Here is a 9,174-nt window from a genome sequence, read left to right on the forward strand (position 1 = left end):
TGATCACGAGCGTGCCCCCTTCTCGTCGTACGAGTTCCCCGAGGACGTCTGCCGTGCCCCTCTCCCCGCCGTCGCGCGCCCTTTGGGGGCCGCGGAGAAGAACCCTGCTCGCCTCGGCTGCCGGAACGGTCCTGCTCGTGGGCTGCTCCGGCGGGAACGGGGATTCCGGCACCGCCGGCGGCGGCAGCCGGTCGGCCGACGAACGGTCGCGCGCGCGTGCCGCCCGGGACAGCCGGGAGCTGGCCGCGCGGTACGACGCCGTGCTCGCCGCCCATCCGGACCTCGCGCGGCGGCTGCGGCCGCTGCGGGCGGAGGTGGCGGCGCACGCGAAGGCGTTCGAGGCGGGGGCGACGGACCCGTCGCCGTCCGCGGCCCCGGCCGCCGCGGTCCCGGCCGCCGCGGTCCCGACGGACCCTGCGAAGGCGCTGGCGGCGCTCGCCACCGCCGAACGCGACCTCGCCGACCGGCGCGCCAAGGCCCTGCTGGAGGTCCCGGGCGAGCTGGCGCGGCTGCTGGCCTCGGTGGCGGCGGCCGGGGCGGCGCACGCGTATCTGCTGACGGACGGCGGCAAGTGAGCGGGACGGCCGACCGGGACGACCGAACGGACGCGCCCGGCTCCCCGGGCAGCGCGGGAGGAGGGCGCCGAGTGAGCGAGGCGAAGGACGGCGGGCTGCCGGCGTTGCAGGCGGCGCTGGCCGCCGAACACGCGGCCGTGTACGGGTACGGGGTGGTCGGCGGGCGGATCGCCACGGGGCGGCGTGCGGAGGCGCAGGCGGCGTACGACGCGCACCGGGCACGGCGGGACGCGCTGGAGCGCGAGGTGCGTGACCGGGGCGCCCAGCCGGTCGCGGCGAGCGCCGCCTACGCGCTGCCGTTCCCGGTGCCGGACTCGGCTGCGGCGATACGGCTCGCCGCCGAGTTGGAGGAGCGGGTCGCCGGGGTCTACTCGGACCTCGTGCGGGCGGTCTCGGGCGAGCGGCGCGGCACGGCCGCGCTGGCGCTGCGGGAGGCCGCGGTGCGGGCGGTGCGCTGGCGCGGGGAGAGCGTAGCCTTCCCTGGTCTCGCCGAACGGGCCGACACGAGCGCGCCGACCGGGACGGACCCGGCGCCGGCATCGGATTCGGCATCGGCATCGGCATCGGCACGGGCATCGGCGACGCGGACGCCGTAGCCCCCGGAGCCGATGGACGGCGATACGTACGGGCGATCGTACGGGTGTACGGACCGATGGACGGACGGACCGTGCGGATGGGCGGACGGTCCGTACGGCCGTACGTACGGACCGAGTGCGGCGCAGGCTCGTACAGCAGGAAAGGAACGACTCGCGCATGGCTTTCGAATCGCCGCGGCGCCTGGCGCGTGCGCTCGGTGAGACGGCACCGGACGGTGGCGACTGGCTGGAGAAGCTGCCCGAGACGGTCCGGCAGGCGGTCGCGCTGCGCGAGTTGACCGTGGAACGGGTACAGGTGCCGGGCGGGCGCAGCAGCCTGGTCGTGCTGGTGCGGCGGGCCGACGGGTCACCGGCGGTGCTGAAACTGGCGCCGCGCCGGGCCCGGCCGGAGAGCGAGCGAGCGGCGCTCACACACTGGGACGGTCGGGGTGCCGTCCAGCTCCTTGAGCCCTTTCTGGCCGAGGGCGAGCTGCTGCTGGAGCGGCTGCACCCGGACCTGTCGGTGCGTTCGCTGCCGGAGGCGAGAGCGTTGCTTGAGGCGGCGGGGACGCTGCGCCGGCTGTGGGTGGAGCCGCCCGGCGGGGACGCGGCGCATCCGTTCGAGACGGTGGCCGAGCGGACCGGTCGGCAGGCGGCGGCGATGCGGGCCGGGGCCGACGCGGACACCGAGCTGGCGCCGCTGGTCGACGCGGCACTCGCGGTCCGCGAGGAGTTGCTCGCCGCGCCGCCCGAGCACCGGCTGCTGCACGGCACGTTCCGGCAGAGCAAGGTGCTGGCCGGGGAGCGGATGCCGTGGCTCGCGGTCGGGCCGGACCCGGTGGTCGGCGAGTGCGCCTTCGACCTGGCCCGGCTGGTCCGGGACCGGGTGGAGGACCTGATCGCGTCGTCCTCGGGCTCGGCGACCACCCGGCGCCGGGTGAAGCGGCTCGCCGAGGCACTGGACGTGGACCAGGAGCGCCTGCGCGGCTGGACGCTGTTCCGGGCGGTGGAGTCCGGGGTACGGGCGCACCGCGTCGGCCGCGGCCAGGACGCCGAACTGCTCCTGGAGTTCGCCGGCTGGCTCTAGGGGCGTACGGGTTCCGCCGGTCCCGGGCGGTCCGCCGATCGGCCCATGTCATGGCGTCGGACACGACGCCACGGCGCGGGTCCGGTGCCACGGCGCGGGTCCGGTGCCACCGGGGCCATCGGGTGCCACCACAGTGGTGGAGTGGCCGGTGCCTGCGGCGGTCGGTGACCGGCGCCTCCGAGGGGTCGCGATCGGCCCGTTGACCCACCCGCCCGTCGGCCGCTCGGCCCATCGGTCGTGCAACGCCGTCCGGGCCGGTCGCTGCCTATGGCCGACCGTCGCTCAGGCCGGCCACCGCCGGGTCGGCCCGATCGCCGCCGCCCAGGGCGTCGCCGTCACCCAGGCCGATCGCCGCCCCGGCCGACCGTCGCTAAGGCCGGCCCGGTGACAGGTGATGTCCGCTGCGCGGGCGCGGCGCCCGGTGGGTGTGACATGCCGCCGTGGGTGGGGCATGCCCCACCCACGGCGGGCGGCGGCGCCTCGCTGCCCCGCCGGTGGTGGGCTCAGCGGGAGGTCAGCCGGGTGATCGCTTCGTCGATCGTCAGTTCCTCGCGCTCTCCGGTCCTGCGGTCCTTGAGTTCCAGGACGCCGTCGCCCGCGCGGCGGCCCGCCACCAGGATCTTCGGCACGCCGATCAGCTCGGAGTCCGTGAACTTCACGCCCGGGGAGACCCCGGCCCGGTCGTCGACCAGGACCCGCAGGCCCGCGGCGGCCAGCCGCTCGGAGACGTCGAGGGCCACTTCGGTCTGCAGGGCCTTGCCCGCGGCCACCACGTGCACATCGGCCGGGGCGACCTCCGCGGGCCAGCACAGGCCCTGCTCGTCGGCGCTCTGCTCGGCGAGGGCGGCGACCGCGCGGGAGACGCCGATGCCGTAGGAGCCCATGGTCACCCGGACCGGCTTGCCGTTCTGGCCGAGGACGTCGAGCTTGAGGGCGTCGGCGTACTTGCGGCCGAGCTGGAAGATGTGGCCGATCTCGATGGCGCGGTCCAGCTTGAGGCCGGTGCCGCAGTTCGGGCAGGGGTCTCCCTCGCGCACCACCACGACGTCGACGTACTGGTCCACTTCGAAGTCACGGCCGGCGACCACGTTCCTGGCGTGCGTGTGCTCCTTGTTGGCGCCCGTGATCCACGCCGTGCCCGGCGCCACGCGCGGGTCGGCGAGGTAGCTGACCTTCTCCAGGCCCTGCGGCCCGACGTAGCCGCGCACCAGGTCGGGGCGGTCCGCGAAGTCCTCGGCGGTGACCAACTCGACCGCGGCCGGGGCGAAGTGCGCCTCGACCTTGTCCATGTCGACCTCGCGGTCGCCCGGGACGCCCACGGCGACGATCTCGCCGTCCACCTTCACCAGGAGGTTCTTCAGGGTGGCCGAGGCCGGGACGCCCAGGGAGGCGGCCAGGGTCTCGATGGTCGGGGTGTCCGGGGTGGGGATCTCCTCCAGCGCGGGCACCAAGGAGCCGTCCACCGGCCCCAGTTCGTAGGTGATCGCCTCGGTGTTGGCGGCGAAGTCGCAGTTCGGGCAGTCCGCGAAGGTGTCCTCGCCGGCCTCGGCCGGGGCCAGGAACTCCTCCGACTTGGAGCCGCCCATGGCACCGGCGGTGGCCGCGCAGATCCGGTAGTCGAGGCCGAGGCGCTCGAAGATCCGCTGGTACGCCTGCCGGTGCAGGGCGTAGGACCGGCCGAGGCCCTCGTCCTCCAGGTCGAAGGAGTACGAGTCCTTCATCAGGAACTCGCGGCCGCGCAGGATGCCCGCGCGGGGCCGGGCCTCGTCCCGGTACTTGCTCTGGATCTGGTAGAGGATGACCGGCAGGTCCTTGTAGGAGGACACCTGGTCCTTCACCAGCAGGGTGAAGATCTCCTCGTGGGTCGGGCCGAGCAGGTAGTCGCCGCCCTTGCGGTCCTGGAGGCGGAACAGCTCGGGGCCGTACTCCTCCCAGCGGCCGGTCGCCTCGTACGGCTCCCGGGGCAGCAGCGCGGGCAGCAGCACCTCCTGGGCGCCGATCGCGTCCATCTCCTCGCGGACGATGCGCTCCACGTTGGCGAGCACCCGCCTGCCGAGCGGCAGCCAGGACCACACGCCGGCGGCGGTGCGGCGCACGTAGCCGGCGCGGACGAGCAGCTTGTGGCTGAGGACCTCGGCGTCCGCCGGGTCGTCGCGCAGCGTCTTGGCCATCAACTGCGACATGCGCTGGACCGGTGCGTTCGCCATCTTCTCGTACTCCTGCCGGATAAGGGTGATGGCTAGGAGGTTAGCCGGGCGGTCGCCGCGGCCGGAAATCCATTCGCGGACGGCGGCGGCGCAGCGGCAGCGGGGCGCCCATGACCGCGTACGGCCGGGGGGCGCTGGGGAACATGACCTGGCGGGCCAGATCCTGGTAGCCGAGGGAGTGGTAGAGGCCGCGGGCCGGACTGTCGGTGTCGATCGCGGAGAGGATCGACCGGGGTTCGGCGGCCGTGTCGGTGATGCCGGTGATCAGGGCGCGGCCGATGCCCCGGTTCTGGTGGTACGGGTGGACGTGCAGCTCGGTGATCACGAAGGAGCCGTCGAGCCAGCCGTCGTGGCCCTGGGCCCGCAGGTACGGCTCCACGACGGTGGACCACCAGTGGGTGCGGTCGTTGGGCATGCCGTACACGAACCCGACGAGCGCGCCGGCCGCGGTCGCGCCGAGCGCCCTCGCCCCGGGGTAGGTCATGTGGCGCAGGACGATGTGGCGGCGTACGGCGACCTCGTCGGCGTCGAGCCCGAAGGCGAGGGCCTGGACGGCTAGGGCCTCGTCGACGCGTGCGGAGAGGTCCAGGGGGCCGATCACGAGGTCCATGGCCGGAGCCTACAGGGGGGTTTCGGTTGTCCGTGGGGCGTGGGATCGGTATGTGGTCACGCGCGCCACGGCCCGCACACGACGGCTTGGCACCCCGGCCCGCGCGTGATCCGCCGTCCGGCCACCCGTGTGTGATCCTGCGCGCACCGTCCGCGTCCGGCGGACCCGTCGCGCAGCGGGCGGCCCGCACCCACCCGACGGGTTGACGGCACTCGCCGGCCAGGCGGCCCCGGCCGCCCCGTCCCCGTCTGCGGCCCCGGCCCCGTCCCGGCCTCGGTCCCGGTCAGAAGAGGACGCTCATGAACTCCCCGGTCTCCTGGAAGCCCACCCGGAGGTAGGTCCGCCTGGCCGGAGTGTTGAAGTCGTTGACGTACAGGCTCACCACGGGGGCCACGTCCGCCAGCGCATAGCGCAGGACCGCCGCCATGCCGGGGGCAGCGAGGCCCCGCCCCCGGTATTCGGGGGCCACCCACACGCCCTGGATCTGGCAGGCCCGGTCGGTGGCCGCGCCGATCTCCGCCTTGAACACGACCCTGCCGTCGTCGATCCGGGCGAAGGACCGGCCGGAGGCGACGAGTTCGGCGACCCGGGCCTGGTAGAGCAGTCCGCCGTCGCCCGCCAGCGGGGAGACGCCGACCTCCTCGGTGAACATCGCCACGCAGGCCGGCATGATCGTCTCCATCTCGTCCCTGCGGATGCGGCGGACCGCGGGATCCGGGGCGATGGCGACGGGCATGCGGTCGGTGACCATGAGCGGCTGGCGAGGGCGGACCTCGCGGGCCGGCCCCCAGTGCGGTTCGAGCAGGCGCCACAGCTGGGCGGTGGGTCCGGCGGGGCCGACGATGGAGGAGCAGCGGCGGCCGGCCCGGCGGGCGCGGTCGGCGAAGGCGCGCACGGCCCGCGGGGTGGCGCAGATGGGGACCAGGTTGGCGCCCGCGTAGCACAGGGACGTCAGCATGCCGTCCTCGTACCAGCCCCACATCTCCCCGCCGAGCCGCCACGGGTCGAGGCCGGCCACCTGTACGCGCGACGTCACGAAGGCGTTCGCGACGGGCTCGCGGTCGAGGACGGCGAGCGCGGCGTCCAGGTCGCTCGGTTCGAGCACCCGTGAGGTGGTCTGGGTCAACACGTGCGGGGCCTCACCCTGGGGGTTCTGCTGATCTCCGCACTGTACCCGCCGATTTTGTGCCGCGCCGCCCCACGGGGGCGACGCGGTTCAGCGGCCGGTCAGCCGTGGCCGGTGGGGTGGCCGTGGCCGACCTGGATCTCGTCGATGCGCAGTTGCCGGTAGTACGCGGGCACGGTCTCGGCGGACCAGGTGGTGGCGACGTCGAGGGTGAGGTAGCGGGCGCGCAGGCCGTCCGGGAGGTCGATGAAGCGGATTCCGCGGGCGCTCTCCAGCACCCCGGCCCGTACTTCACGCCAGGTGCCGCCGTCGTCACTCACGGACACCGTGTAGTCCTTGATCCGCGCGGAGTCCTCCTTGCGGCCGAAGGTCTCCCGGTTGTAGGTGGGTGACCACTCGCGCTGCTGGACGCCCAGGAAACCGACCGGGCGGACCCGGCCGAGGTCGAGGGTGTAACGCGCGGGCAGTACGCCCTTGTTGTCGGTGTAGGTGGTGAAGTCGCCGTCGGTGAGGGTGGGTTCGCTCGCCCGTACGCTGCCGGCCGGGTAGCCGCCCTCGCGGTGCGGCGCCGTGCGCACCTTGAAGACGGTGTCGTACGGGTCCCAGTCGGTGATCCCCCGCACGGTGAGGGTGCCGTCGCGCTGGTCGAAGTGGAGGCGTTCACCGGTGCGCAGGTCGGTGACGCCTTCGACGCGGTAGCCGTTGTCGCGGATGCGGACCTGGTCACCGGTGGTGGGACGGGTGGTGACGTGGACGTACTGGGTGGTGTCGGGGTGGTCGCGGCTGACGGTGAGGTAGCCGTACGCGCCGTCGTTCCAACTGCCCGGCTGCATGCCGCCGTACATGAAGCCGCCGCCCTGGACGTCGTGCAGGGACTCCCAGATGGGCGGGAGGTAGTCCTTCATGAGGTCGAGGAACTTCTCCTGCTGTGCGGGGAAGCGGCCGTCGACCATGGCGGTGAAGTCCATGAGGGAGCGGACGGAGTTGCCCGCGTTCGCGATGTAGCGGTCGACGTTGAGGCCGGTCGAGACGGGGCGGTCCTGGCCGTCGTACCACCAGCTTCCGGTGTCGGGGACCTTGTAGCAGGACTCGGTCAGGCGCGGCATCGGGGTCCAGATCGCCGACGGCTGGTCGTAGGGCGGGGTCATCCCGGTCTTCTGCTCGTGGGACACCATGTCCATGATCGGGGTGTCCTCGTTGTTGTTGCTCAGCGTCATGTCGGGTCGCAGTCGGCGGATCTGCCCGTAGAGGTCGTGCTGCTCCCAGTACTCGTTGTCGTTGTCGATCCAGAACCCGGCCAGCTTCGGGTAGTTCCGCATGACCTCGAAGAAGTTGTCGTACGAGAACTCGCCGAAGCCGGCGCGGGTGGTGAGGTCGACGTCGTGGCCCTTGTGCGCGGAGTAGGCGGCCGAGTCGAGGCTCTCGACGCCCTTCTCGTCGTGCCACTGCGGGTCGTCGGTCATGTAGAGGATGACCTTGAGCCCCTTGGCGGCGGCCGCGTCGACGAGTTCCCCGAGGATGTCCCGTTTCGTCGAGCAGGAGCCCGGGATGGCCGAGGGCCAGGGGCGGGCGTAGCCGAGCCGGGAGTGGAAGGTGGCGAGCACGATGTAGCTCGCGCGGATCTTGCGGGCCTCGTCCACCCAGTGGTCGGGGTCCCAGCCGCCGTCGGTGACGGCCTGCTCCCAGGAGGCGCAGTCGTAGTGCGCGGGGGCGGTGAACATGCCCCAGTGCAGGAAGAGGCCCGCGGTGGCGTTGCGCAGCATGGTCTGGCGGGGCGGATCGGCGGCGGACGTGGTGAGCGGGGGCGGGGGCGGGGCGACCGTGGCCGCCTGGCCGGCGGGTGCCGTGAACAGGCCGCAGAGCAGGGCGAGTACGGCCACCCACAGCAGCTGGACGGCGTGCCTTCTTGGCCTCATGGGTGTGTGACCTCGTTTCCGTCGACGAAGACCTTTTCCAGGGCGAGATCCGGTGCGGACCCGATGACGTCGGGGCTCGGCGGTACGCCGGGAGACGTGCGGGGCAACGGGATCACCTGTCCTGCCTGCGGGGTGCGGGAGCGGCGGCGGGTGCGTCTACGCGGGTGCTGCCGTGGGCGCGCATGTGCGGGGTGCCGATGCCGCGCCGTCCGTGGACGCCGACCGCACTCTCGGTCATCGGATGAATCAGCGTCAAGGGTGCGGACGGAGGCCGTCAGGGACGACACCGGCGACGCCACCCAGGGGCGGCCTCCCGGACCTGTGGTGGACATACGGCCTGGCCCTGAGCTCTGGTCCGAACACGGCGACTCCTGCGGGGCGTCGGCCGGGGCACACCCGGCAGTGGGACAGCGCTTCCTCGGTCCGTGCGCTCGGACAAAGTCCTGCGATACATCGGAGCTGTCAAGGGATCACGCTCACACGGCGCGGGGGTAATCGCGAACCCGCAGTTCAACCGGGAGCGGCGGTCACGGCGTGCCGGGGATGGGGCGGGCTGCGGCATGTCGGCCGGTCGGTGTGAAGCTCGACCGGAAGCGAAGACGTGAGAGGGCTACCGGACCCGCCCCCGGAACGGCCGGTCACGTGGCTGCGGACCGGCCGGGAGAGTCCTCCCGGCCGGTCCGTACGGGCAGCACACGCCCGCGACCACCTTCATCACGGCGGACGGTGGACGGCGGGCGGACGGCGGCGGAGAGCCGGCCGCGGACAACCGCCGACCGCCCACAGCGGAGAGCGGAGAGCGGAGAGCCGGCGGCGGAACGCTCGGCGGCGGACAGCGGCGCGCGGAAAGCCGACGGCAGTCGGCGGAGGGCCGACGGCCAGCGGGTCCGCGGTGGTCACCCGGAGGGCCGGATCCTCGTCCGGCTCCCGGGCGTTGCGGTCGTGGTCAGCCGGCGACCGACACCGACGGCTCGCCGGAGGCCGCGCCCTCGGCCTCCATCTGCTCGGCGAGCTTCATCGCCTCTTCGATCAACGTCTCCACGATCTTCGACTCGGGAACCGTCTTGATCACCTCACC

Annotated in this window: 8 protein-coding genes and 1 pseudogene; 3 read left to right on the top strand and 6 right to left on the bottom strand. The window is 73.4% G+C overall.

What is annotated here, in order from left to right; all coding sequences use genetic code 11:
• Positions 1 to 53 precede the first annotated feature (53 nt).
• From ACFC09_RS42310 to ACFC09_RS42320, 3 genes are all read left to right on the top strand, one after another.
• Positions 54 to 575 carry a hypothetical protein gene (locus tag ACFC09_RS42310; RefSeq protein WP_376537839.1) on the top strand — a complete coding sequence of 174 codons (522 nt, stop codon included), beginning with the start codon at positions 54 to 56 and terminating at the stop codon, positions 573 to 575.
• A 71-nt stretch (positions 576 to 646) separates the two neighbouring features.
• Positions 647 to 1,171 carry a ferritin-like domain-containing protein gene (locus ACFC09_RS42315; RefSeq protein WP_376537841.1) on the top strand — a complete coding sequence of 175 codons (525 nt, stop codon included), beginning with the start codon at positions 647 to 649 and terminating at the stop codon, positions 1,169 to 1,171.
• A 157-nt stretch (positions 1,172 to 1,328) separates the two neighbouring features.
• Complete coding sequence (locus ACFC09_RS42320) at positions 1,329 to 2,237, top strand: aminoglycoside phosphotransferase family protein (protein ID WP_376537843.1); 909 nt, start codon at positions 1,329 to 1,331, stop codon at positions 2,235 to 2,237.
• 503 nt (positions 2,238 to 2,740) lie between these two features.
• Here the strand turns inward: ACFC09_RS42320 and ACFC09_RS42325 are convergent.
• From ACFC09_RS42325 to ACFC09_RS42350, 6 genes and pseudogenes are all read right to left on the bottom strand, one after another.
• Positions 2,741 to 4,444, bottom strand: a complete 1,704-nt coding sequence (locus ACFC09_RS42325) for a proline--tRNA ligase (protein ID WP_376537846.1) — start codon at positions 4,442 to 4,444, stop codon at positions 2,741 to 2,743.
• A gap of 40 nt (positions 4,445 to 4,484) precedes the next feature.
• Positions 4,485 to 5,054: a GNAT family N-acetyltransferase gene (locus tag ACFC09_RS42330; protein WP_376537848.1), complete on the bottom strand. Its 570-nt coding sequence runs from the start codon at positions 5,052 to 5,054 to the stop codon at positions 4,485 to 4,487.
• Between the two features lie 283 nt (positions 5,055 to 5,337).
• Positions 5,338 to 6,183 carry a GNAT family N-acetyltransferase gene (locus ACFC09_RS42335; protein WP_376537850.1) on the bottom strand — a complete coding sequence of 282 codons (846 nt, stop codon included), beginning with the start codon at positions 6,181 to 6,183 and terminating at the stop codon, positions 5,338 to 5,340.
• 98 nt (positions 6,184 to 6,281) lie between these two features.
• Entirely contained in the window at positions 6,282 to 8,096 is a 1,815-nt protein-coding gene (locus ACFC09_RS42340) for an alpha-L-fucosidase (RefSeq protein ID WP_376537852.1), read from the bottom strand.
• Positions 8,097 to 8,208: 112 nt separating this feature from the next.
• Positions 8,209 to 8,334 (bottom strand): hypothetical protein, encoded by a 126-nt coding sequence (locus ACFC09_RS42345; RefSeq protein ID WP_376537854.1) that lies wholly within the window; start codon positions 8,332 to 8,334, stop codon positions 8,209 to 8,211.
• Between the two features lie 708 nt (positions 8,335 to 9,042).
• A pseudogene (locus ACFC09_RS42350) lies at positions 9,043 to 9,174 on the bottom strand (4-hydroxy-3-methylbut-2-en-1-yl diphosphate synthase); the annotation flags it as partial.

This window comes from Streptomyces sp. NPDC056161 (assembly GCF_042268025.1).
Lineage (GTDB): Bacteria > Actinomycetota > Actinomycetes > Streptomycetales > Streptomycetaceae > Streptomyces.